Raw genomic sequence first — 23,444 nt, 5'->3', positions numbered from 1 at the left:
CTAACTGGGGCGGGACAGCGTCGAGGGGCTGTCCGCCGCGGAGCGGGGCGTCCCGGCTGCCGGACCGGTTGGCGGGACGGCTGGCGGGACGACGGCCGGGCTGGCGGCGCCAGCCGAGCGCTGTAGGCCCGCGCGGTCCGAGCCCGGGCGCCCGGTGGTGGCCATCTCGCCCACCCCGTAAAGCGCATAGGCTTTCCTGATCACCGGCCGGGCCACGTTACGGACCGGCACCCCACCGGCCGTCATCCCGTGCTCCGAACCGGCATGGGCGTGACCGTGCAGCGCAAGGCAGGCGGCCCCCGCGTCCACCGCCTCGGCAAGGTGGTAGCTGCCGAGAAACGGGAAGATCTCGGTTCGCTCGCCGATGAGCGTGTCCGGTACCGGAGCATAGTGCATCAAAGCCACACGGATTTCGCAATCCAGACTTTCCAGCGCACCGCGCAGCCGGGATCCGGCGTCCTTCGTGTGCCGGATGAACGCCTTCATCAGTGGTTCGCCGAAGTCGCTTCCGCTGGCCCCGGCGAACCCCCCGCCAAATCCCTTGACGCCGGCGATTCCGAGACGGCGGCCGTCGATGTCGAGGACCGTGCCGCCGCCTTCGAGGACGGTCACGCCAGCATCGGCCAGCATTTCGATGATCTCGTTCTCGGCACCGCCGTGGTAGTCGTGATTACCCAGGACGGCGACGACGGGCACCTCGGCGTCCGCCACCTCGGCCGCGACGATCTCGGCCTCGGCCGGCAGCCCCCGCTGGGTGAGATCACCGGCCAGCAGCAGCACGTCCGCCCGACCGGCGAGTCCACGCAGCAGCGGTGCGAAGGTTCCGCGGCTGTCCACGCCCAGGTGGATGTCGCCGACGGCGGCAATTCTGATCATGAGATGGTCTCCACGTTCGGCGGCGCCTCGGTCGGCATCCCCCGATCCGCGATGGTGACCTCGTTACTCACCAGGCGTCCGGGAAGCGCCTCGGCGAGCACATCCGCGACGGCCCGGCGGCGGGCGTCCGTGGCGACCTCGCCCTCGACCAGGATCTGCTGGCCATCCACCACCACCTCCAGCCCGAGCTCGGCCACCCTTGGATCCTCGGCGAGGCGTTCGTGCAGGTCACCGGCAAGATACTCATCGGCCTCGGTGAGGTTCAGTGCCCCGTACCCGGCGGTGTCGGCGATCCGCTTCGCGGTCCCGGCCTGCTCCGCCGCACCCGCTGGCACCGCCCCACCCGCTGGCACCGCCCCACCCGCTGGCACCGCCCCACCCGCTGGCACCAACGGGCCGTGCGGACGTGAACCCGTGGGGGTGCCCCCGGCCGACGGAGCACCTTCGGTAGACGGAGCACCTTCGGCCGACACTGCACGACCGGCGGCCGGGATCAGGTTGAGCCGGGTGGCCACGAGCAGGGCCGCCTCGGCGAAGGGGGAGGTGGCCGTCGCGCGACGTACCTGATCCCAGTCGACCTGCTCCCGCATCGCTCTGATCATCGGTATCACGCGAGCGAGGTCACAGTACCGTTCCTCCAGGGCCAACAGGGTCATCTCGAACCAGTCGGTGGCATCCAGCACGGGCATGCGCACCGAGTCCACCGACATCTCACTGGACCGCTCCAGCGTTTGCTGGGTCACCGCCCGACCCACCGGATGGTGGATGAGATCGACCAGCACCTCGCCGTCGAACACCTTGGTGAGCCAGTCCTCGGGTGAGTCGACCGGGCGCAGGCCGGCGTTCGCAAGCACCTCGACCGCCCGCGGCACGTCGTCCTCGCGCAGCATGAAATCGACGTCGTGGACCGGCTCGGGGCCGCCCCGGGCCCAGCAGGCGTAGCTGCCCCCGAGAGCGAACGGGATGCCCGCCTCCTTCAGGGTCACAGCCACGCGTTTCAGACTCTCCCGCAGGCCTCTGGGCGCATCCTCCATACCGCTGCCCGTACCCGCGGGAACCATGTGATGCACCTCGCGTACCCCACCGGAGTCGGGCGGCAGGTGGCTGTCGCGATTGCGACACCTCTAAATGACTACCTCGAAGCGGTGACAGGACTACTACAGAAGCATGGCGCCGTCCGGCTATCCGTAGTTATAATTTCACTACATGCCACAAGAGTTACCACTTCGACGCCTGATAGACACCTGAATCTCACGGCTTGACGACACCGAGCGTCGACATGAGCGATGATGACCTTCGCGGCAAACCTGTCGCCCGCCTACTTCGACACCGGATTGGAAGCGAACCCTGAACACGCGCACACGATCCGACCAGTTGGCCAGGGCCCTCGGAGGGGAAACAGCCGCACCGGAGAACTCCGGCGAACGCCTCCCTGAACAACGCGCCACTGGGCCGGCCACCCTGACCTCGCGGCCGGCCGCCCCGGGCGGCCACGGCGTGGTCGACCTGTCCAGCCATCCCGGCCAGCTGGCCCGCCGGCTCCAGCAGGTGACCTATCAGCTCTGGACCACCACTGTCTCGACCGAGACGACACCTCCGCAGTTCGTGGTCCTCAACAGCCTGCTCGCTGATCCCGATATTGATCAGCGCACGCTCGGAGAACGAGCCTCCCTGGATCGGTCGACGGTGGCCGATGTGGTGGCGAGGCTCGTGCAGCGTGGGCTCATCCGCCGGGTCCGTGACCCGCGTGATGGCCGGCGCAACGTCCTGCGGCTGACCAAGCGGGGAGAGTCGACCCACGGTCAGGTGGCGGACCGCATCGACCAGATGAACGACAAGCTGCTGGCGCCGCTGTCCGAGGAGGAACAGACCGCCCTGTTGTCGATGTTGGCCCGCATCGTCGACCAGGATAGGCCCCATTAACACGATGCGGGGTCGCTACGTATCGCCCGAGGTCGATGACGGTCGGCATCTTCGGTATCGCCGCCTCTTGACGTCCTCTCCGCCCTGAAGGGTGGAGATNCCCGCCTGCTACGCCGCTGTTCGCATCCCGGTCGTGGACGACCCCGCAGGCCGGGCACGTCCACGACCGGACGGTCAGTGGTTTCGGCCCGTCCTTCACCCCGCACGCCGAACAGACCTGCGACAACGCAAACCACCGGTCGACCTTCACCACGGTCCGGCCGTACCGGGCGGCCTTGTACTCCAGCATCCCGACGAACCGCGACCAGCCAGCGTGGGACGGCTCCGCCTAGCATGGCCAGGCATCACCGACCAGAAGCAGCCCGATGCCTGTCCAGATCACGAAGGTGAAAATGTGACTTCACGAATCTCTCGTGGGGCATCCACGCCGCGAATCCGGTGAACGTCGCCGGTCTGCTGCTCGCTGCCGGGGCAGGACGGCGGATGGGACGCCCCAAGGCTCTGGTCGAGTTGGGCGGTGTGACGCTGGTCGAGCGGGGTGTCCGCCTGCTCACGGCGGGGGGNTGCCGGCCGGNCGTGGNCGTCACCNGCGCCGCCGCGGNCGAGGNGGGNATCGTCGTGCGACGCCTCGCCACCCGCCGGGTCGCCGGGCCGGCGCCCGCGGGCTGGGATGCGCCCGAGATCGGCCTGGAACCCACGGCCGGCCTGATACCGGAGGTTCGCCTGGTATCGGCCGCGCGGTGGACCGAGGGTGTCGGCGCGTCGCTGCGGGCCGGTCTCGCCGCCCTGGTCGGCACCGACACCGACGCCGTGGTTGTCACCCTGGTGGACCAACCTTCCCTCGGCGCGGCGGCGGTGCAACGTCTGATCTCCGCCGCGGCCGACCCGGGGTCGGCCCATCCGGCGATGACCGCCACCTACGGAGGCCGGCCGGCCCATCCCGTCCTGCTACGCCGCTCGGTCTGGCCCGAGGTGGCGGCTCTCGCGCGCGGCGAGGCCGGCGCCCGGGCGTGGCTGCGGGCCCACCCGGGAGAGGTCACCGGCGTGCCCTGCGACGGCACCGGCTCACCCGCCGACGTCAACACCCCCGCCGACCTCGAAACCCCCGCCGACCTCGAAACCCCCGCCGACCTCGCCAGCGGCGACACGCACACCCAGCCCGGGTAGAACGCTAAGGACCCATGAGTAGGAACACCGCCGCAACGACGTGAGAAACGGAAGAACAACAGCGAACCCCGGTATTCCAAGAAAGGATGACGCCCAACCGGGCCACCGGCAGTATCGGCGGCACGGGAACCGGCGCGGGGCACCATACCATCACCATCTGAGGCTGGCCGGACACCCGGGGATGGTGTCGGGCGCTGCGCGATGGGCTCGGCGGGAAACGTTACGCAGACCATCGTGCTGGTGGCGGGTCAGGGNCGGNCACGACGCTCGCTCGCGGAAAGGACGTCTCCGTGTCCGNCGCCCGCCATCGATCCCGCCGCAACAGATTTCGTGGTGGCGCGTCCCATCACGGCGCGTCCCGGTATGGCGGGTCCCGGGCCGGTGGCCGCGGCCGTGCCGTCACCGTCGGCCTGGGCATCGTCAGCGGCGCGGCGCTGCTTGTACTGGGCGCGTTGACCGCCACCGGGATCGGGTTCGCGGCCCGCGCCGCCTGGGATGCCGGATCGGCCGGGGAATGCGCGGACGGCGGCGAACGGGCCACCCTGACCATCACCACCGCGCCGGCACTCGCGGCGCCGATCAGCCGGCTCGCCGCCGACTTCGATCGTCAGCGCGCCGGTGCCGAGGGCTCGGCGGGCCCGTGCGTGACCCTCGCCGTGTCGGTGGTCGCCTCCGACCGGGTGCTCGACACGCTGTCCCGGCCGGAGTCGCCGGACTCCCCCGGGCCGCCCGACGTCTGGATCCCGGAGTCGGCCGACTGGCTGGAGCTGGGCCAGGAATCGGACCCGGTCACGGCGAAACTGCCGGCGAAGGCCACGACGATCGCGGGATCGCCCGTCGTCATCGCCATGCCGAGACTCATGGCACAGCGCCTCGGTTGGCCCGAACATCATGTGACCTGGGCCGAACTGGCCGCGGCCGCGGGCGAGGCCGATTTCTGGACCCACCGGGGCGAGCCCCAGTGGGGGGACTTCCGGTTCGCCATGGCCAATCCGGAGCACTCGGCCGCCGCGCTGCGGGCCGTCATCGCAACGGTGGGCGCCGCCCGCGGACTCACCGCGGCCGAGATGACCACCGGCACGTTCGACCAGGATCGCGCGGCCCAGCTCACCGTGCTCCGGCAGGAACGCTCCATCGACTGGCTGCCAGAGTATGACCAGCAACTCTTCGACTCGGTGCGCACCGGCGGCACGGAGAACGGCGCGGCCGGATCCGCTCCCTCGGCCTTCCCGGCTCTGGAGGCCGATGTCATCGCCTACAACCGGTCCCTGACAAGCCAGAACGGTAACCCCCCGACCACGACGCTGGTGGCGTCCTACCCCTCGGACGGGATGTTCACGGCGACGGTGCCGTACATCGTCCTGAAGAAGACGGCGAGCTCGTCGTCCCGGCGGGCCGCGGCGGACGCCTTCGCCGCGTTCCTGCGCGGGGACGCGGGCCGCGCGGCTCTCAGCGGAGCCGGTTTCCGCACACCCACCGAGCTGGCGGGCCACGATGACCCAGGCGGGCTGGCCGGGACGCTCAACGCGACCGACGGGGTGCGCTCCGTCCCGCCGAAGCTGGCGAGCACGGACGCCTCCGACAGCACGCTCGGCACGGCTCGGCGGTTCTTCCGCCATGCCCGTCAGCGTGGTGCCACCCTCGTGGCGCTCGACAGCTCCGGATCGATGGCCGAACCGGTCCCGGGCACCGACCCGTCAAGAACTCGGCTGCAGGCGGCCGTCGAGACCTCCCTGGCCGGCCTGCGCCTGTTCGCACCCGACAGCCAGGTCGGTCTCTGGCGGTTCTCCGGCGAGCAGGGCGCCCAGGGAGTCCAGGGCTACCGGGATCTCGTGCCGATGGCTGCGCTCAACGCACCCGGACGAGGCGGCACCCATCGGGACGAGCTGATCGCCGCGCAGGCCGGGATCGTCCCCGGCGGAGCCACCGATCTGTATGCCACCACGCTCGCGGCCTTCCGCTTCCTGACCCAGCACTACGTCCCCGGCCGGCTCAACCAGGTCGTCATCCTCACCGACGGTCGCGACACGAACCGGGGTGCGGCCGCGCCGAGCCTGGACAGCCTGATCGAACAGCTGCACGCCGAGTACGACCCGAAGCGGCCGGTCGCCATAATCATGATCGCCTACAGCAACGACGCCGACCTCACCGCGCTGTCGCGCATCGCCGCGGCGACCGCAGGACGCTCCTACCTCCGGCCGGACCCGAGCCAGGTGGTCGACATCTACCTCGACGCGCTCACCCGCGTCCGCCCCTGAAGCCACGCGCCCCTGAAACCGCGCCCCTGAAACCGCTCAGACGGGAACTCCGGCGGCACGCCGTCTGCCGGCTCGGGTCCGGCGCGGATCGGGACTCGCGGCGTCCGGGAACCTCCGCAGGTATTCGCGTTCGAGCTCCAGCATCCGTGCGGTGTGGGTCTCGAAGGCGTCCTCGCTCCCCGCGATGAAGGCATCGTGCCGGGTACGATGCAGGTGCCGCAGCTCTCGGACGAGATCGACGTCGGTCAGCTCCTGCGCGGGAATTCCAGCTGGTCGGTGCATCATGCCCTCGGTCTACCCATTCCGGCGGCGCGATTCCCGGCTGGCGGGAGGACCAGCAGGTTCGGCGGGATCGGAACATCCGGCCCCGGGCCGGGCGGTGGTACCGGATCCGGCGCGGGCTCGGGTGGCGTCGGCTCGGGACCGGGCAGAACAGGATCGGGGATCGGCGAGGGCGGCGAGGGCTCGGGTGGCGTCGGGCCGGGACCCGGCGGCGCGACCGTGACGATGACGGGATACGTGGTCTGCATCTGATTGCGGTGCCCGGATGGCCCTCTTCACACACCGGGACGACCAGATGCCCGCTCCTTCTGGTCAGGCGCTGGCAGACGCTGGTCGATCTGTGGCTGGCTCGCTACCGTTGCGCACTATGACCGGGCTGGTTGGATCGGCGGCTTCTTCCTGCGACGTCATCCAACGTACCGAGCAACGCATGTCCCGGATGGTCGGCTACACCCGAGCAGCCTGTGCGACGTTCGTGATCATCCCGCTCTTCGGCTGGGCTCGCCTGCGCCACCCGTGGATCGCCGTGCTGATCGTGGCTGCCGCGGCCGTCGAGGCATCCTGGTTCACCTGGCGGGTCTGGCGGCGGCCGGGCCGGCTGTCCCCCCGGTTGGTCCTGGCGGACGTCGCCTTCTGCGTGGCGCTGATGCTCGTCGGGTCCAGAGCCGCGCAACCCGACGAACGCAACAAGATCATGACTGAGCTCGTGCCGTTCAGCCTCGTCGCACCCGCGGGCATCGGCTTCGGCCTCGGGCTGACGCTGCTCGCGGTCGGTGCGGTGGCCGTCCTGATGGCGGCATGGAGCCTGGCCGTGCTGCCGGATGTCTCCCTCAAGCTCGGTTCGGACCTGCTGGGCTTCGCCCTGTGGTACGTCGTCGCCATGCTCATCGCCCGCGAGCTGCGCGCGCTCTGCGCGGCGACCGCGGCCGCCCAGGACGAGGCCGCGGCGGCCGGGCGGCTCGCGATCGAGCAGGAGAAGGAGGCCGAAAGCCTGCGCCAGCGTGAGATCACCCATCGGGAGATCCACGACTACCTGCTCCCCGTCGTCGATCATGTTGCCGCCGGTGGAGTGCCCTCACCGGCACTCGTCCGGGAGGCCCGGCGCGGGGCACAGCGGGCGCGTCGGATCATCATGGATCCACGCGGGATGGACCCGCGGGCCCTGGCCGTCGACGGCACGGCTTCACCGGACTCCACCCAGAACGGCCTCGAGGAGATGATGTCCGCGGTCGTGGACGCCTTGGCCGACGAGGGGCTCGCCCTGGTGCCCTTCGTGTCGATCAAGGGCGAACCGCCCGCGGAGGTCCGCGAGGCACTGGTGGCCGCGACGAGGGAGGCCCTGCGCAACGTGGTCCGACACTCCGCCAGCACCGACGAGGTCCACCTCTTCGTCGAGGGCGACGCGGATTCGGTGCTGGTGGTCGTCCGGGACAGGGGCGTGGGGTTCGATCCCGGCTCCGTCCGAGCGGGCGGGGGCATGACCGGAAGCTATTCCGCCCTGCGCCGGTATGGCGGGGAGACCCTGGTGACCGCCTGGCCGGGCGATGGGACGAAGGTGACCTTCCGCTGGCCCGCCGCCGAGCCGACCGGAGCCGGCGCGCCCGGGACCGGCCGATGAGCGTCGATCGCCGGCCGGTCTCGGTGGCGATCATCGACGATCATCCGATCGCCACCGAATCGCTGGCCGCCAGGTTCGCCGGCGCGGGGTTCTCCGTGCTGGCGCCGGCCCCGAGCCTGGAGACCTTCGACCGGGACACCACGCCCGGGATCGTGGTGTGCGACCTGCACCTGCCCGGGGTGTCCGGGGCCGCCGCCGTGGCCGACCTGCATCGACGCGGTCTTCGGGTGCTGGCGACCTCCGGGGTTGCGACACCGGACGAGGTCCTCGACGCGGTCGCCGCGCAGGCTCGCGGCTTCGTCGAGAAGACCGCCCCGGCCCAGCAGTTCGTGGCGGCGGTGACCGCCGTCGCCGGGGGTAGCTTCCACGTCTCCGCCCGCCTCGCCGGGTTTCTGCTGGAGGATGCGCACCGGCGACCGCTGTCCCGGGGCGAGATCGGCCCCGGGGAACGGAACCTGCTGCGCGGACTCGCCCAGGGCGACCTCATTGACGAGCTGCGCGGCGAGTGGGGAATGACCGCCGCCGCCGTGCACGACCTGCTCGATCGAATCTTCGACGCCGCCCGCCGACGGCGCCGCCTGCACCGGCCCTCCCCGCGGGAGGCCGAGGTGATGGTCCTCGTCGGTTGCCGGGGTATGTCCCACCGGGAAGCGGCGCGGGCGATGAACGTCAAGGCCAGTGTCGTCGCCGACTATCTGCGCACGGCGAAGGCGAAGTACGTGGCGAGCCATCCCGACGCCCCGGCGACGATCCCGCCCAGCACCGCGGCCGCCCTCTGGGCCCGCGAGCTCGGATTCGGCTGAGCCCCCNCGATTGAGGCCCCTTGATTTCGAGGGATTGCCCTGCGCCGGCTTCGGTCACACCCTCGTCAGGATGGGCGGGGGAGGCGGCGAGGATGAGGGTCATCCGCGGTCCTGTCGTCTCTGGGCGGCCTTCCGCGGGTCGTTCCTGGGACCGGAGGCGCTCCCCGTCGGCATGTGGCGGATCAGATCTCCCGACGTCGCGACGGCCCATCCGGCTGACCAACCGATCCCCGGTGACGGCACGAATCCCGAGGCGGACGGCCGTGAGATCCAGGCGGTGCACCGTGGGCACGCGATCTGGCTGGGTACCCCGGACGCGGATCTGTACCGGCTGGACGACTCGCGGTGGCTGCTGCGCAACAACCGGCGGGCCGCCGCACTCACCCGACGCCTGGTCGCCCGGGCCAGGCCCGTCACGGACGGCACGGCCGGGTCCGCCCACCTGCATCTCGTCACCGGCGATTCGCTCGCGGGCTACCTTCAGATCATCCGGCTCGGACCGGTGGTCGCCCGGCTGCGCACGATCCCGGGCGAGGGGTCCTCGCTACCGCGCACCGTGGCCGTTGATCTCGGCAAGCAGGCCGCCGAGCAGGTAGCCGGGCTGGCGGCAGCCATGGGCGACCTGCGTCGCGCGCCCTGGCGCCCCAGCCGATGGATTACCCGGACGGATCGGTAACGGCCGGGGATCATCCGCTTTCCCCCGATGATTGAGGGATGGTGTCGGCCCATCGGAACTACCAGGATCGAGGGTAGGGACCGCGCCGGTGCGACGGGTTCGGGCCGGATCGTCGGGGGGAGCGAGATGGCTTGGTGCCGAATCGGGGGCGCACCGGCGTGATTCCGCGGACTGTCGGTCGTCGGGGAAGGTCGGCAGTCCGCCTGTTCATACCGGCAAGCGCCGGCCGCCGCTGTCCGCACCGGTGAAAGCCGCCACGGGGGGCAACCGGTCACAAACATTCGGTCCCGGCGTTCGCCCCACTGATGAGGGTGTCGCTGGTGGCTTTGTCGACATCGCTACGATCTGCCCACTGGAAACGTGGACAGGGGGTGCTGTGGGCGAGCCGATCCTCGCCATCGACTACGGCACCTGCAGTGCCTCGGCCGCCTTGGCCGTCGACGGTCGCATCGAACCGGTGAAGGAGCCCGCGAGCGGCTCGGCGAGCTGGCCCGCGTCGGTCTTCGTGGATGGCGGCAGCCTGATCGTCGGCACGCTCGCCGAGCGGCGCAAGCGGATCTGGCCCGCGGCGTACCGCGGCGAGGTCAAGCGCGATCTGGCCCGGGACAGCGCCGTGTCACTCGACGGCCGCAGCTATCCGGCGCACGTGCTGGTGACCGCGGTGCTGTCCGCGCTGAAGGCCGAGGCCGAACAGCAGCTCGGTGGTGCGGCGCTGTCGCGGGCCGTCGTCACGATACCGGCGAGCTACGATCCCGCCGGCCCGCTGCGCCGGACGATGATCGCCGCAGCGGAGGCCGCCGGGTTCGTCGACGTGGACCTGCTCGCCGAGCCGGTCGCGGCGGCCTGGTCGCCGGTGGTCGGCGTCGCGCCCGAGCCCGGCTCGCTCATGCTCGTGTACGACCTGGGCGGCGGGACGTTCGAGGGGGCGCTGGTCGCGGTCGGTGAGGACGGCCGGCACGAGATGCTCTCCCACTCGGCTCTGCACGACTGCGGCGGCCGCGAACTCGACCAGATTCTGTTCGACGAGATCCTGGGGTTGTACGGGCCGGGGCTGGAACCGCTACTGAATCCGCCCGGGATCGGCGAGACGTTCCAGACCACGGCCAACCGGACCCGCCACGAGCTGCTCGACTTCGCCCGGGCAGTGAAACATCAACTCTCCGACATCGCCGTGGTGGAGGATGTTTTCAGCCCGGCCGGCCTGCTGGTCAGCATGCAGCGTGACCGGTTCGCCCAGCTCGCCTCCCCCATCCTGGCCCGCACGATGGCCTGCTGCCAGCACTTGCTGAAGTCCTCCGGTTACGGACCGGACAAGCTGAGTGGGGTGCTCCTCGTCGGTGGCAGCTCCCGGATCCCGGTCGTCACCGACATCCTCGAAGGTCGGCTNGGGGTCGNCNCCGACNGGCNGGGGCAGCAGATCTNCCNCCCCGCCGATCCCGAGCTCGCCGTGGTGCTCGGCGCCGCCGCCTGGGCAAGCTCGGTCTCCACCCGCCGGACCACCGCGGCGCGCCCGAATCCGGTCCTGCAACCGGCTCGCTGGGACATCCCCGGCGGGCGGGCGACGATGGTGCGCTGGCTCGTCGAGCCCGGGGAGCGCTTCGACGCGAGCGCCGTGCTGGCGCGGGTCCGCCTCACCGACGGTTCCCTGTTCGACCTGGCCGCCGAGGCGCCGGGTAGCCTCATCCACACCCACGCGGCACCCGGCACTCCGGTCCGCGACGCCGACTGGTTGGCGACCACACTTCCGTCCGGGCCGGTGCCGATGGGGTCGGCGGTGCCGGCGGACCTGCGCGGCTTCGAGCGCAGCAGCCGCCCGTCCCACCACGTCGAGGTCACCGCGCGGGCCACCCTCAAGGGACACGAACGCGACGTCACCTCGGCGGCCTTCTCCCCGGACGGCAAGCTGCTCGCCACCACCAGCAAGGACGGCACCCGGCTGTGGGACGTCGCCACCGGCCGAACGTCGGTCACACTCAGCGGACGCAAGAGCCTGGTCGTGCACGGCTGCGCCTTTTCCTCGGACGGCAAGCTGCTCGCCACCACCGGCAGCGACAAGACGGCCCGCATCTGGGACGTTGACGCCGCCCGCCAGACGGTGACCCTGACCGGGCACCGGGGACCCGTGTACGGCTGCGCCTTCTCCCCGGACGGCAGCCTGCTCGCCACGACCAGTACCGACCGCACCGTCCGGCTGTGGGGTTCGTCGACCGNGAAAAACCTTGCCACCCTCAACGGCCATCGCGGCTCGGTCTACGGCTGCGCCTTCTCCCCCGACGGCCGGCTGCTGGTCACCGCCGGCGCGGAGTCCACCCTGCTGTGGAACGTCACGGTTGGCGAGATCATCATGAGCCTGCCGGGGCACACGAACTTCGCCGGCGGATGCGCCTTCTCCCCCGACGGCCGGCTGCTCGCGACGAGCGGCAACGAGGGCACCCGGCTCACCGACGCCTCCAGCGGCACCACCGTGCTCACTCTGCCGGGTTCGGCGCAGAGCTGCGCCTTCTCCCCGGACGGCCACCTGCTGGCGACGGCGAGCACCGACGACACCGCGCAACTGTGGGACGTCGCGACCGGGTCCGCGATCGCCACCCTCACCGGGCACAGCAGCACGGTGATGAGCTGCGCGTTCGCCCCCTACGGCCTCCTGCTCGCCACCACCAGTACCGACATGACCGCTCGGCTCTGGGACATCATCTACACCCCCTGACGCTCCGGCCGTCCCGGCAGGCACAGCCGCCGCCCGGAGATCCCGGAACTCCCGGAGATCCCGGAACTCCCGGAGATCCCGGAACTCCCGGAGATCAGGTCGGAAAGACCGCGCCGTCCCGTGGCGGGCACTGCAGGCCGAGGTCGTCCAGCACCGCCTCGGGCGCGACGCCACACCCGACCTCGTAGGTACCGAGCTGGACCAGTTCCCACCCGGAGCCCGTGTGATGCAGTACACCCTCGGCCCGGTCGAGATCGGCCACGGTCGGGCGCAGCTCGGTCAGTGCCCAGCTCGGGTCGCTGGCGGCCAGGGTGGTTCCGGTGACCTCGTAGTTCTGCGGCGGAACATTCGCGGTGAACGAGCTCGTCCGGACCGCCTCGGCAATCGCGTCCGCATCCCCGGCCGACGGCGGGAAGGTGCCGGCGCCGCGAGCCACGGCAGCGACGACGCGGCTGGTTTCCCCGGGAACCGACGCCACTGAGGACGACCTGGAACAGGCAAACGCCGTACCCACGGTCACGACTCCCGCGGTGACCAGAGTTGCGGTGGGCAGTACCACCCGGCGCACGATACGGGGACGGTTACCGCGGACGGCGGACCGAGGACGACTGTGGCGAGCCATGCTGTGCACCTACCCAGTTTGCGCAGGTGAACCCCCTGAAGGGGGATACTCCGACGGTCAACCCGACGACAGATCACATCGTGATCTCGTTGAGATTCACCCATCCCTCACTACTCTCGCCCTCATTGGTCTCACCAAGATAAAATCTTGGCAAAATGTGGTGCAATACTTGATCGAGCGTGGTGTCCATCCCATCCAAGCCGTCGGGCCCGCCACCCCGGGAGAGGCTGCCATTCGAGGGGGTCCCGGTCGTCTCGTCGATGGACATCGCGGCGAGTGGCACGCCTACGATTCCGCGGCCCCGCCGGGCATTCACAGACCCGGCATTCACAGCAGGCTCACAGCAAGACCTCAGGTAACAGCCAGCCAAGGAGGCGAAGCTGACACCATGCAACCGGTGCGGGTCCTCGTGGTGGACGACGAGACAACACTGGCGGAGCTGCTGTCGATGGCGCTGCGCTACGAGGGGTGGGAAGTGCGCAGCGCCGCGGATGGTCGCGGAGCGCTGCGGCTCGCCCGCGACTTCCGGCCGGACGCGGTGGTTCTCGATATCATGCTGCCCGACATGGACGGCTTGGAGGTGCTTCGGCGCCTGCGGGCGGAGAGCCCGGACGTACCGGTGCTGTTTCTGACCGCCCGGGACGCCGTCGAGGACCGGGTGGCGGGGCTCACCGCCGGCGGCGACGACTACGTCACGAAGCCGTTCAGTCTCGAGGAGCTCGTCGCGCGGCTGCGCGGACTGATGCGCCGCGCCGCGCGCACCACCGAGGCGTTGCAGGGCGCCCGGCTCGTCGTCGGCGATCTCACGATGGACGAGGAGAGCCGGGAGGTGCAGCGCGCCGGCCAGCCGGTGCACCTCACCGCCACCGAGTTCGAGCTGCTGCGCTTCTTCATGCGCAACCCACGCCGGGTGCTCAGCAAGGCCCAGATCCTCGACCGGGTCTGGAACTACGACTTCGGCGGCCAGGCGAACGTCGTCGAGCTCTACGTCTCGTACCTGCGCAAGAAGATCGACGCCGGCCGCCCCCCGATGATCCACACGATGCGCGGGGCCGGGTACGTCCTGCGGCCGGCCGATCCGGCGCTGGCACCGAGGACCTCCGCCACCCCGTCATCGAGGGGCACCTCGCCGGGCCCGGCATGAGCTCCCCGGCTCACCGGGTCCGGATCGTGCCGGTCGCGCCCTCGCGCTGGTCACTGCGCACCCGGCTGCTCGCCCTACTGATGCTCCTGCTGGCGACCGTCTCGCTGGTGATCGTGTTCGTCACCGCCGTCGCGCTGCGAGGAGTCCTCGTCGACCAGCTCGACAGGCGGCTGCGGGAGGCCAGCGGGCGATGGGACCGGCCGGAACCCACCTTTCTCCAGAACCTCCCGTCCTTCCCGGCCCTGCCGGCCCTCCCGGCCCCGGCCGCCGCCGACTCCGCTGCCACCGCTGCCGCCGACTCCGCTGCCACCGACTCCGCTGCCACCGACTCCGCTGCCACCGCTGCCGCCGACTCCGCTGCCGCCGACCAGCCGTCCAGCCTCAGCCCGCAGCAGCTGCGGGTCCGCCGGTTCTTCCGTGGACCGGTCGATCCGGGAACGCTGGGAGCCGTCGTGGGCGAGGATGGAACCTACGGGGCCTTCATCGATACCGCCGGCGAGGGGAAGGAGCTGACCACCGCCGAGACCGCCGTCGTCGCGGGCATTCCCGCCTACCTGCGGCCGTATACCCGGGCGTTCGGCGATCAGGGTGACTATCGGCTCCTCGCGAGGACCACCCATGACGATATGATCGTCGTCACCGGGCTGCCGATGAAACAGGTGAACGCGACCCTCACCAGGATGACAATGATCGCTGGGGTGGTGGCGCTGGTGGGGGTCGCGGCCGCCGCGATCGCCGGCACGGCGATCGTCCGCGTCACGCTGCGACCGCTGCGGCGGGTCGCAGCGACGGCCTCCCGGGTCGCCGAGCTACCCCTCGACCGGGGTGAGGTGGCCCTGTCGGTGCGGGTGCCGCAGGTAGACACCGACCCGCGCACAGAGGTCGGCCAGGTCGGGGCGGCGCTCAACCGGATGCTCGGCCACATCGGTGCCGCGCTGGCCGCCCGCCACGCGAGCGAGATGCGGATGCGCNAGTTCCTCGCCGACGTCAGCCACGAACTGCGCACTCCGCTCGCGGCGATCAGCGGGTACGCCGAGCTGACCCGCCGGACCCGCGAGCACGTCCCCGCGGACGTCACCTACGCGATGAGCCGGGTCGAGTCCGAAAGCGCGCGGATGACGGCGCTGGTCTCCGACCTGCTGCTGCTCGCCCGGCTCGACTCCGGTCGGGACCTGGTCCGGGAACCGGTGGACGTCTCCCGGCTGATCGTCAACGCGGTCAACGACGCGCACGTGGCTGCCCCGGGCCACCGCTTCGCTCTCGACCTGCCCGAGGAGCCGGTCACGGTCNCCGGGGNCCCGGCCCGCCTGCACCAGGTTCTCGCGAACCTGCTGGCCAACGCCCGCACCCACACGCCGCCTGGCACCCAGGTCACGGCGAGCCTGACCGTGAGCGGCCCCACGGCGATCCTCGCGGTCGTGGACGACGGCCCGGGCATCCCTCCGGATCTGCTCCCCGAGGTCTTCCAACGCTTCGCGCGCGGCGACAGCTCGCGGTCCCGCGCCGCCGGTAGCACCGGGCTGGGGCTCGCCATCGTCGCCGCCGTCGTCGAGGCACATCACGGGCACGTGCGGGCCACGAGCGAGCCGGGACGCACCGCCTTCATGGTCGAGCTGCCCCGATGCCTCCCCCCCTCGGAGACGGTCCCGTCCGAGCCTGCCCGCCTGACCGGCCCGACGCACCCCGACCGAGCTTCACAGCCTGCGCACAGGTAGATCACAAGAAGCCGAAAGGTCCGCGGTCGACAGTGATCCCCATGTCGCCCATACTCACCGACCCGGTGCCCCTCTCCGGAGGCGGTCGGGCCCCTGGACATCGGCGGCGCATGCCGTGGACCAGGGACCAGCCCCACCACGTGCCCTCCCCCGACGCCCCCACCGAGACCGGGCTCCCGGTCGGCGGCTCCGGTGGCCTCGTATCCGCCGAAGACGTATCCGCCGAGGACGCCCGCTGGGTCCGACCTGCACTGGTCACCCTGCTGGTGGGCACGGGTGTGCTCTACCTGTGGGGCCTCGGCGCGTCGGGGTGGGCGAACGCGTTCTACTCGGCCGCGGTCCAGGCCGGCTCGGTGAGCTGGAAGGCGTTCTTCTACGGTTCCTCGGACGCCGCCAACTCAATCACGGTCGACAAGCCGCCGGCCTCCCTGTGGGTCATGGCGCTGTCCGTCCGGATCTTCGGCCTCAGCGCCTGGAGCATCCTCGTGCCCCAGGCGCTGATGGGTGTCGCCACCGTCGGCCTGCTTTACCAGACCGTGCGGCGGCAGTTCTCCGCCGGTGCGGGCCTGCTCGCCGGCGCGGTGCTGGCCCTGACCCCGGTCGCGGCCCTGATGTTCCGGTTCAACAACCCGGACGCCCTGCTCGTGCTGCTCCTGGTCGCCGCGGCCTACGCGACGTTGCGGGCGATCGAGCAGGCGAGCACCCGCTGGCTGGTGTTCGCCGGGGTCCTGGTCAGCTTCGCCTTCCTGACGAAGCTGCTGCAGGCACTGCTCGTCGTCCCCGTCTTCGCGCTGGTGTACCTGGTGACCGCGCCGACCTCGTTCTGGCGGCGCGTCCGGCAGACCCTGGCCGCGGGGCTCGGACTGCTGATCCCCGCCGGCCTCTTCATCGCGATCGTGGAGCTCGTTCCGGCGTCCTCCCGCCCCTACATCGGGGGTTCACAGCACAACAGCCTGCTGGAGCTCACCCTCGGCTACAACGGACTCGGCCGACTTACCGGCAACGAGACCGGCAGCGTTGGCGGTGGCCGGGGCGGCCGGATGGGCGGCCTGCCGGAATCCATCGGGAACGGCGCGGCAGGCGCCGCTCCCGGCGGCGGCACGGTCATCTTCGGCCCCGGGGGTCCGGGCGGCCACGGGGGCGGCATGTGGGGCCAGGCCGGTTGGACCCGCATGTTCGGCTCGGAAGTCGGCGGTCAGATCTCCTGGCTGCTCCCGACGGCACTGATCCTGCTCGTCGCCGGCCTGTGGATCACCCGGCGCGCCCCGCGGACGAACCGCGCCCGCGCCGCCTTCCTTCTCTGGGGCGGCTGGCTGCTCGTCACCGGCATCGTCTTCAGCCAGATGAAGGGCATCTTCCACGCCTACTACACGGTGGCGCTCGCCCCGGCGGTCGGTGCCCTGGTGGGGATGGGCTGCGCGCTGCTCTGGCGTCATCGCCGGCATCCCGCCGCCGCCGTGGTCTCGGCTGCCACGATGGCCGCCACCGCCGCCTGGTGCTACACCCTGTTGAACCGCACCCCCCAGTGGCATCCATGGATCCGGTACGCCGTGCTCGTCGCCGGGATCATCGCGGCGCTCGGGTTCCTCGCGGCCATCCGACTGCCGCGGCGGGCCGCGCTCGGTGTCGCCACCGTGGCGCTGGTCGCCGGGCTCCTCGGACCCGGCTCGTATGCCATCGCCACCGCGGCGACCCCGCACACCGGCTCGATCCCGGCGGCGGGTCCCGCCGGCGCCGGCTTCGGCGGGCCGGGTGGCGGCCGCTTCTTCCGCATGGGCCAGGGCGGCCTGCAGGCCGGCCGTCAGCGGGGCTTCCCGCCGCGGGGGATGGGCCGCGGGGCACAGGGCGGCCCACAGGGTGGTGGAATCTTCCCCGGCGGGGCCTTCCCCGGCGATGGGCAGCAGATGCCCGGCGGCCAGGGCGGCATGCCCGGCCAGGCCGGTGGTGGTGCCGGGACCGGAACCACCACGCTGGGGAACGGGATCCTCGGCGGGCGGGAGAGCCGGGGCGGTGGCCCAGGCGGTCTACTCAGCGCCGTCACTCCCAGCAACACGATCGTGAAGCTGCTCAGGCAGAACGCGGACTCCTACACCTGGGTCGCCGCCGCGGTCGGTTCGAACAGCGCGGCCGGATACCAGCTCGCGACCCAGGACCCGGTCATGCCGGTCGGCGGATTCAACGGGAGCGACCCCTCGCCCACCCTGGCGCAGTTCAAGCAGTACGTCGCCGAAGGAAAGATCCACTACTTCATCGGCGGCGGCGGCTTCGGTCAGGCCAACGGCGGTAGCTCGTCCTCACGGGAGATCTCCAGCTGGGTGACGGAGAACTTCACCTCGAAGACGGTCGACGGCGTGACCCTCTACGACCTGACCGCACCGAAGACCGGCGCCACCACCGGCTCCACGACGGGCACCGGCGTCACTGCCTGACGCTGCGGTGGCCTGACGCGGACGGGCGTCCAGCCCGTGGGCCACGGGTGAACGCGACGCCCACCAGGATGCCGCGATCGCCGTCGCGATCCTCCTGGTGGGCGTCACCGCGTTGGCGCGATGCCTCACCGACGCGATGCCTCACAGTTATGGTTCCAATCCGCTCCGCACCACAACCACAACCACCGAGACGGTCCTCAGCCCGGCCGGCGCTCACAGCAGGCGCACAGCATCGGCACACGAGCGGCACAGCTCCCGAACCGAGGGTGGAGAGCATGACGATGACACGGATGCCTTCCTCGACGACCGTGATCTCCGGGACGACCGAGACCTCCGGGACGACCGTGATCTCCGGGATGACCGTGATGACCGGGACCTTCGAGACGACCGGGAGCACCGGAGAGAGCATTCCCGTTCAACATCATCAGCCCGGGTGGCTCGGGCCGGACGGCGGCCGTCCGCGCCCGGTGCTGGACGTCGTCATCCCCGTGTACAACGAGGAGAACGACCTCGCCCCCTGCGTNCGACGGCTGTACGCCCACCTGACCGGGACGTTCCCGTACCCCTTTCAGATCACGATCGCCGACAACGCCAGCACCGACGGCACCCTGGCCATCGCCCAGGCGTTGGAGAAGGAGCTCCCCGAGGTCGCCGCGATCCACCTCGAGGCCAAGGGCCGCGGCCGGGCACTGCGGGCGGCCTGGGGCCTCTCGCCCGCACCGGTCCTCGCCTACATGGACGTCGACCTGTCGACCGACCTCGCCGCGCTGCTGCCCCTGGTGGCTCCGCTCATCAGCGGCCACTCGGATCTCGCTATCGGCACCCGGCTCTCCCCCGCCTCCCGGGTCGTGCGGGGACCGCGCCGGGAGGTGATCTCCCGCTGCTACAACCTGATCCTCCGCAGGACCCTGGCGGCCCGGTTCTCCGACGCGCAGTGCGGCTTCAAGGCGATCCGCGCCGACGCCGCGGCGGGCCTGCTACCCCTGGTGGAGGATAGCGGCTGGTTCTTCGACACCGAACTGCTCGTCCTGGCCGAACGGGCCGGGATGCGCATCCACGAGGTCCCGGTCGACTGGATCGATGATCCGGACAGCCGCGTCGACGTCCTCGCCACGGCCATCGCCGACCTGANGGGTGTGGTCCGCCTCTTGCGGGCGTTCGGCAGCGGAAAGCTGCCGCTCGCCAAGCTGCACCAGGAGTTCGGCCGAGGTCCGCTCACCGCCGGCCACGCCGAGGAGGGCAAGGTCGTCGAGGTCCCGGGGGTACCGAAGGGACTCGCCGGTCAGCTCCTGCGATTCGCCGCGATCGGGGTCGCCAGCACGCTGTCCTATCTGGTGCTCTTCGTCCTGCTGCGGACAGTCACCGGGGCGCAGATCGCGAACCTGCTGTCGCTGCTTCTCACGGCGGTCGCGAACACCGCGGCGAACCGGCGGCTGACCTTCGGTCTCACCGGTCCGCGGCGCGCCGGTCGCCACCATCTGCAGGGCCTGGTGGTGTTCGCCGTCGGCCTCGGCCTGACCAGCGGTTCGCTCGCGCTCCTGCACGCGGCGAGCACGAACCCCGGCCGCGGCCTCGAACTCTCCGTGCTGGTGCTGGCGAACCTGGCCTCCACGGTCATCCGGTTCCTTCTGCTACGCGCCTGGGTTTTCCGCCCGGACCGGGAGGCGAGGAACGTGGCCGGGATGCCCCCGGCCACGACACCCCCGCGGAGGCGGGCCCCGACCGGCGAGATCAGGAACGCAGAGTAAGCAGCAGGTCGCCGACCTCGACGGAGTCGCCGCTGGAGCGGACGAGCTCCACGACGGTCCCGCCCACCGGGCTGGTCACCGCGGCCTCCATCTTCATCGCCTCCACCACCGCCAGCCGCTGGCCCTTCGTCACCGTGTCGCCCACCGCGACGCTGAACGTGACGATGCCCGGCAGCCCGGCGCCCACCTGGTTCGGATCGGCGGCGTCCGCCCGACGGGCCGCCGTGGTGGTGGCCGTGATGGACGCGTCCCGGACCCGCACCGGCCGGGGCTGGCCGTTGACCCGCAGGTACAGGGTGCGCATCGCGGAGTCGTCCGGTTCGGAGAGCGTCTCCAGCTCCACGATGATCTCTACCCCGGGCTCCAGGGTGACGGTGAGCGGAACGCCAGGCCGCAGCCCGTACAAAAAGCCGTCGGTCGGGACCACGGAGGAGTCCCCGTAGGCGTCCACCGCCCGCAGATAGTCCTTCCACGGGCCGGGGAAGAGCAGCCTGGACAGGGCCACCCGCCGGGCCCCCGGGAAGGAGAGCTCGTCGGCGTCCGCCGCGTCGAGGTCGACGGACGGCGGCGACGGACGGCGCCCGGCCAGCGCCCGTTCCCGGAACGGTTCGGCGAAGCCTGCCGGCGGCGTGCCGAGTTCACCCGCGAGGTAGCCGAGCACGCTGGCCGGCAGGTCGAACTCCTCGGGATGCGCACGCAACCGGTCCACGTCGACGGATCCGCCGGCGATGAACAGAGCCAGGTCACCGACGACCTTGCTGGTCGGCGTCACCTTGATGGGCTTGCCGAGCAGCTCGTTGGCGATCGCGTAGCACTCGGTGACCTCGGCCCACCGGTCCCCCAGTCCCAGCGCGATCGCCTGCTGACGCAGGTTCGTCAGCTGGCCGCCGGGAATCTCGTGCCGGTACACGGCCCCGGTCGGGGCCCGCAGCCCCGCCTCGAACGGGGCGTAGAGGTCGCGCACAGCCTCCCAGTACGGCTCCATCGCGGACAGCGCGGACAGCGCGATGCCGGTCGCCCGGGGAGTGTGGTCGGTCGCCGCCACCAGCGCGGACATGTTGACCTGGCTGGTGCCGCCGGACATCGGCGCGGCGGCGGCATCCACCGCGTCCACCCCGGCCGCGGACGCCGCGAGCAGGGTGGCGAGCTGGCCGCCCGCGGTGTCGTGGGTATGCAGGTGGACGGGCCGGTCGAAACGCTCCCGCAGGGCCGTCACCAGCGTGGCCGCCGCCGCCGGGCGCAGCAGTCCCGCCATGTCCTTCACGGCAAGCACATGCACACCCGTCTCGACGAGCTCTTCGGCGAGGCGCAGGTAGTAGTCGAGGGTGTAGATCCGCTCCGCCGGGTCGGAGAGGTCACCGGTGTAGCAGAGCGTCCCTTCGGCGATCGCCCCGGTACCGAGCACCGCCTCGATCGCCGGGCGCATCTGCTCGATGTCGTTCAGCGCATCGAAGATCCGGAAGATGTCGACGCCGGTCGCCGCGGCCTCGGCGACGAACGCCCGGACGACGTCGTCCGGGTAGGGGGTGTACCCGACCGCGTTGCGCCCCCGCAGCAGCATCTGCAGGCAGATGTTCGGCGCGGCCTGGCGCAGCGCGGCGAGCCGCTCCCACGGATCCTCCGCGAGAAAGCGCAGCGCGACATCGTAGGTCGCCCCGCCCCAGGCCTCCAGGCTCAGCAGGTTCGGCGTCAGCGCGGCGTACGACGGGGCGGCCGCCAGGATGTCGAAGCTGCGCAGCCTCGTGGCCAGCAGCGACTGGTGGGCGTCACGCAGGGTGGTGTCGGTGACGGCCAGCGCCTCCTGGGCGCGCAGCCACGCCGCCCAGCCCGCCGGCCCGAGCTCCGTCAGCAGCTGCCGGGATCCCGCCGGCGGCTGCGTGCCGCCGGACGCCGTGCCGCCGGACGCCGCCACCTGCGCGGGCGCGGGCGGCAGCAACTCCCGGGGGTCGGTCAGGGCGACCGCCGGGCGCGGGAATCCGTTCACCGTGCTCTCGGCGAGGCGAGCCAGCAGCCGGCTGGTCGGGTCCGCCCCCTTGCCGGGAGCGAGCAGCTCCGGCCGTTCATCGATGAACGACGTGCTCACCCCGCCGGCGAGGAAGCCGGGGTCAGCGAGGAGCCGCACCAGGAAGTCGATGTTCGTGCGCACCCCGCGGACCCGGAACTCGTTCAGCGCCCGCCGGGCGCGCCGCGCCGCCTTCTCCAGCGTGTTACCCCGGGTCGTCAGCTTCACCAGCAACGAGTCGAAGTACGGGCTGACTTCGGCCCCCGGGTACGTGGCGCCGTCGAGGCGCACCCCCGGACCGCCGGGTGACTGGTAGAAGCTGATCGTCCCGATGTCGGGCCGGAAGCCATCCGAGGGATCCTCGGTGGTGACCCGGCACTGGATGGCGGTGCTGCGCAGGACGATCTGTTCCTGGGTGAGGTTGAGGCCGGCCAGGCTCTCCCCATCAGCGATCCGCAGCTGCGCCGCGACCAGATCAACCCCGGTGACCTCCTCGGTGACCGTGTGCTCGACCTGGATCCGGGGATTCATCTCCATGAACGTGTACCGGTCGTCGGCGCCGAGAAGAAACTCGACCGTGCCCGCATTGACATAGCCGACATGCCGGGCGAACCGCACCGCGTCGGCGCAGATGCTCGCCCGGACCGCCTCGTCGAGCTGCNGCGCCGGGGCGATCTCCACGACCTTCTGGTGCCGGCGCTGCACCGAGCAGTCCCGCTCGTACAGATGGATGATGTTGCCGTAGGCGTCGGCCAGGATCTGGACCTCGATGTGGCGCGGCCGGTCCACCGCCTGCTCCAGGAAGATCGTGCCGTCCCCGAAGGCGGCGGCGGCCTCCCGGGACGCGCTCGCCNCCGCGTCGGCGAGGTCGGNGGGGCGTTCCACCCGCCGCAGGCCGCGCCCCCCACCACCGGCGGAGGCCTTGACGAACAGCGGGAAGCCGACCTCCTCGGCGGCGGCGAGCGCCCCGGCGCCCTCCGGCAGCGGCACCGAGGCGCGCAGCACCGGCAGCCCGGCGGCCAGCGCGGCGTCCCGGGCGGCGACCTTGTCTCCGGTCAGCCGCAGGACCGCCGGGGGCGGTCCGACGAAGGTGACGCCGGCGGTGGCGCACGCATCGGCGAGCACCGCCGACTCCGACAGGAAGCCGTAGCCGGGGTGCAGCGCGTCGGCCTCCGCCTGCTTGGCCACGGTGAGCAGGGCATCGATGTCCAGGTATCCGCGCACCGGGTGCCCGGGGCCACCGATCTCGTAGGCCTCGGACGCCTTTGTCCGGTGCAGCGCGGAAACGTCTTCGGGCGTGTAGACCGCCACCGTGCGCAGGCCCAGTTCCTGAGCGGCTCGGAAAACACGGACGGCGATCTCGCTACGATTTGCAACCAGTACCTTACGCACACGCGCCTCCTCGGACGGGTGCGCATCATTGTGGGGTGTGCAGGCCCCTACGTGCCAAAGTAACGTCTCAAGGGCCACCTTC

Annotated in this window: 17 protein-coding genes and 1 pseudogene; 11 read left to right on the top strand and 7 right to left on the bottom strand. The window is 71.3% G+C overall.

The annotated features are described in order from the left end of the window. Together ALLO2_RS17915 and ALLO2_RS17910 are read right to left on the bottom strand one after the other, a co-directional pair. Positions 1–876, bottom strand: coding sequence for a metallophosphoesterase (locus ALLO2_RS17915; RefSeq protein ID WP_011434797.1), 876 nt, complete (start codon positions 874–876; stop codon positions 1–3). Further along, positions 873–1,910 carry a nucleotidyltransferase gene (locus tag ALLO2_RS17910; RefSeq protein WP_035733597.1) on the bottom strand — a complete coding sequence of 346 codons (1,038 nt, stop codon included), beginning with the start codon at positions 1,908–1,910 and terminating at the stop codon, positions 873–875. Before ALLO2_RS17910 ends, ALLO2_RS17915 begins: the two co-directional genes overlap by 4 nt. Before the next feature lie 427 nt (positions 1,911–2,337). Here ALLO2_RS17910 and ALLO2_RS17905 point away from each other — a divergent pair, with 427 nt between their 5' ends. Further along, positions 2,338–2,799 (top strand): MarR family winged helix-turn-helix transcriptional regulator, encoded by a 462-nt coding sequence (locus ALLO2_RS17905; protein WP_049761037.1) that lies wholly within the window; start codon positions 2,338–2,340, stop codon positions 2,797–2,799. 109 nt (positions 2,800–2,908) lie between these two features. On the opposite strand, the pseudogene ALLO2_RS24820 reads toward ALLO2_RS17905, so the two are convergent. Further along, positions 2,909–3,112 (bottom strand): annotated as a pseudogene (locus ALLO2_RS24820) (zinc ribbon domain-containing protein); the annotation flags it as partial. A gap of 125 nt (positions 3,113–3,237) precedes the next feature. Between ALLO2_RS24820 and ALLO2_RS17900 the strand changes: the two are divergent. Together ALLO2_RS17900 and ALLO2_RS17895 are read left to right on the top strand one after the other, a co-directional pair. Next, the gene (locus tag ALLO2_RS17900; RefSeq protein ID WP_035733595.1) at positions 3,238–3,966 is read left to right on the top strand and encodes an NTP transferase domain-containing protein; all 729 of its coding nucleotides are present in this window, start codon (positions 3,238–3,240) and stop codon (positions 3,964–3,966) included. 290 nt (positions 3,967–4,256) lie between these two features. Further along, complete coding sequence (locus ALLO2_RS17895) at positions 4,257–6,224, top strand: substrate-binding domain-containing protein (protein WP_035733591.1); 1,968 nt, start codon at positions 4,257–4,259, stop codon at positions 6,222–6,224. A 36-nt stretch (positions 6,225–6,260) separates the two neighbouring features. Here the strand turns inward: ALLO2_RS17895 and ALLO2_RS17890 are convergent, their stop codons facing one another. Next, on the bottom strand, positions 6,261–6,509 hold the full coding sequence (locus tag ALLO2_RS17890; RefSeq protein WP_011434791.1) for a DUF6158 family protein: 249 nt from the start codon (positions 6,507–6,509) through the stop codon (positions 6,261–6,263). A gap of 364 nt (positions 6,510–6,873) precedes the next feature. Between ALLO2_RS17890 and ALLO2_RS17885 the strand changes: the two genes are divergently transcribed. From ALLO2_RS17885 to ALLO2_RS17870, 4 genes are all read left to right on the top strand, one after another. After that, positions 6,874–8,124 (top strand): sensor histidine kinase, encoded by a 1,251-nt coding sequence (locus ALLO2_RS17885; RefSeq protein ID WP_175443354.1) that lies wholly within the window; start codon positions 6,874–6,876, stop codon positions 8,122–8,124. Continuing rightward, positions 8,121–8,927 carry a response regulator transcription factor gene (locus tag ALLO2_RS17880; RefSeq protein ID WP_011434789.1) on the top strand — a complete coding sequence of 269 codons (807 nt, stop codon included), beginning with the start codon at positions 8,121–8,123 and terminating at the stop codon, positions 8,925–8,927. The genes ALLO2_RS17885 and ALLO2_RS17880 overlap by 4 nt, the downstream gene beginning before the upstream one ends. 70 nt (positions 8,928–8,997) lie before the next feature. Further along, the gene (locus tag ALLO2_RS17875; RefSeq protein WP_011434788.1) at positions 8,998–9,603 is read left to right on the top strand and encodes a hypothetical protein; all 606 of its coding nucleotides are present in this window, start codon (positions 8,998–9,000) and stop codon (positions 9,601–9,603) included. 376 nt (positions 9,604–9,979) lie between these two features. After that, complete coding sequence (locus ALLO2_RS17870) at positions 9,980–12,310, top strand: Hsp70 family protein (RefSeq protein WP_035733589.1); 2,331 nt, start codon at positions 9,980–9,982, stop codon at positions 12,308–12,310. A 94-nt stretch (positions 12,311–12,404) separates the two neighbouring features. Here the strand turns inward: ALLO2_RS17870 and ALLO2_RS17865 are convergent, their stop codons facing one another. Together ALLO2_RS17865 and ALLO2_RS27415 are read right to left on the bottom strand one after the other, a co-directional pair. Then, positions 12,405–12,869: a hypothetical protein gene (locus ALLO2_RS17865; protein WP_232235175.1), complete on the bottom strand. Its 465-nt coding sequence runs from the start codon at positions 12,867–12,869 to the stop codon at positions 12,405–12,407. A 136-nt stretch (positions 12,870–13,005) separates the two neighbouring features. After that, entirely contained in the window at positions 13,006–13,200 is a 195-nt protein-coding gene (locus ALLO2_RS27415; protein WP_139140053.1) for a hypothetical protein, read from the bottom strand. Positions 13,201–13,320: 120 nt separating this feature from the next. Here ALLO2_RS27415 and ALLO2_RS17860 point away from each other — a divergent pair, with 120 nt between their 5' ends. The 4 genes from ALLO2_RS17860 to ALLO2_RS17845 all read left to right on the top strand — a co-directional run bounded on the left by ALLO2_RS17860 (position 13,321) and on the right by ALLO2_RS17845 (position 19,968). After that, entirely contained in the window at positions 13,321–14,076 is a 756-nt protein-coding gene (locus ALLO2_RS17860) for a response regulator transcription factor (protein ID WP_023840873.1), read from the top strand. After that, the gene (locus tag ALLO2_RS17855; RefSeq protein WP_051875371.1) at positions 14,073–15,791 is read left to right on the top strand and encodes a cell wall metabolism sensor histidine kinase WalK; all 1,719 of its coding nucleotides are present in this window, start codon (positions 14,073–14,075) and stop codon (positions 15,789–15,791) included. Before ALLO2_RS17860 ends, ALLO2_RS17855 begins: the two co-directional genes overlap by 4 nt. A 41-nt stretch (positions 15,792–15,832) precedes the next feature. After that, on the top strand, positions 15,833–18,220 hold the full coding sequence (locus ALLO2_RS17850; RefSeq protein ID WP_011434784.1) for a glycosyltransferase family 39 protein: 2,388 nt from the start codon (positions 15,833–15,835) through the stop codon (positions 18,218–18,220). Between the two features lie 365 nt (positions 18,221–18,585). After that, positions 18,586–19,968, top strand: a complete 1,383-nt coding sequence (locus ALLO2_RS17845) for a bifunctional glycosyltransferase family 2/GtrA family protein (RefSeq protein ID WP_035733629.1) — start codon at positions 18,586–18,588, stop codon at positions 19,966–19,968. On the opposite strand, the gene ALLO2_RS17840 is transcribed toward ALLO2_RS17845, so the two are convergent. Beyond that, positions 19,952–23,362, bottom strand: coding sequence for a pyruvate carboxylase (locus ALLO2_RS17840; protein WP_035733587.1), 3,411 nt, complete (start codon positions 23,360–23,362; stop codon positions 19,952–19,954). The genes ALLO2_RS17845 and ALLO2_RS17840 overlap by 17 nt on opposite strands. Between the last annotated feature and the right edge of the window lie 82 nt (positions 23,363–23,444).

This window comes from Frankia sp. Allo2 (assembly GCF_000733325.1).
Lineage (GTDB): Bacteria > Actinomycetota > Actinomycetes > Frankiales > Frankiaceae > Frankia > Frankia casuarinae.
The sequence above is the reverse complement of the archived record's forward strand: the minus strand, read 5'-3'. Positions and strand labels throughout refer to the sequence as shown.

What these genes read in the sequence shown, in the direction of transcription:
- ALLO2_RS17915 (WP_011434797.1), bottom strand. Translation starts at nt 876, where the DNA reads ATGATCAGAATTGCCGCCGTCGGCGACATCCACCTGGGCGTGGACAGC.
- ALLO2_RS17910 (WP_035733597.1), bottom strand. Translation starts at nt 1,910, where the DNA reads ATGGAGGATGCGCCCAGAGGCCTGCGGGAGAGTCTGAAACGCGTGGCT.
- ALLO2_RS17890 (WP_011434791.1), bottom strand. Translation starts at nt 6,509, where the DNA reads ATGATGCACCGACCAGCTGGAATTCCCGCGCAGGAGCTGACCGACGTC.
- ALLO2_RS17885 (WP_175443354.1), top strand. Translation starts at nt 6,874, where the DNA reads ATGACCGGGCTGGTTGGATCGGCGGCTTCTTCCTGCGACGTCATCCAA.
- ALLO2_RS17880 (WP_011434789.1), top strand. Translation starts at nt 8,121, where the DNA reads ATGAGCGTCGATCGCCGGCCGGTCTCGGTGGCGATCATCGACGATCAT.
- ALLO2_RS17875 (WP_011434788.1), top strand. Translation starts at nt 8,998, where the DNA reads ATGGGCGGGGGAGGCGGCGAGGATGAGGGTCATCCGCGGTCCTGTCGT.
- ALLO2_RS27415 (WP_139140053.1), bottom strand. Translation starts at nt 13,200, where the DNA reads ATGTCCATCGACGAGACGACCGGGACCCCCTCGAATGGCAGCCTCTCC.
- ALLO2_RS17860 (WP_023840873.1), top strand. Translation starts at nt 13,321, where the DNA reads ATGCAACCGGTGCGGGTCCTCGTGGTGGACGACGAGACAACACTGGCG.
- ALLO2_RS17850 (WP_011434784.1), top strand. Translation starts at nt 15,833, where the DNA reads ATGTCGCCCATACTCACCGACCCGGTGCCCCTCTCCGGAGGCGGTCGG.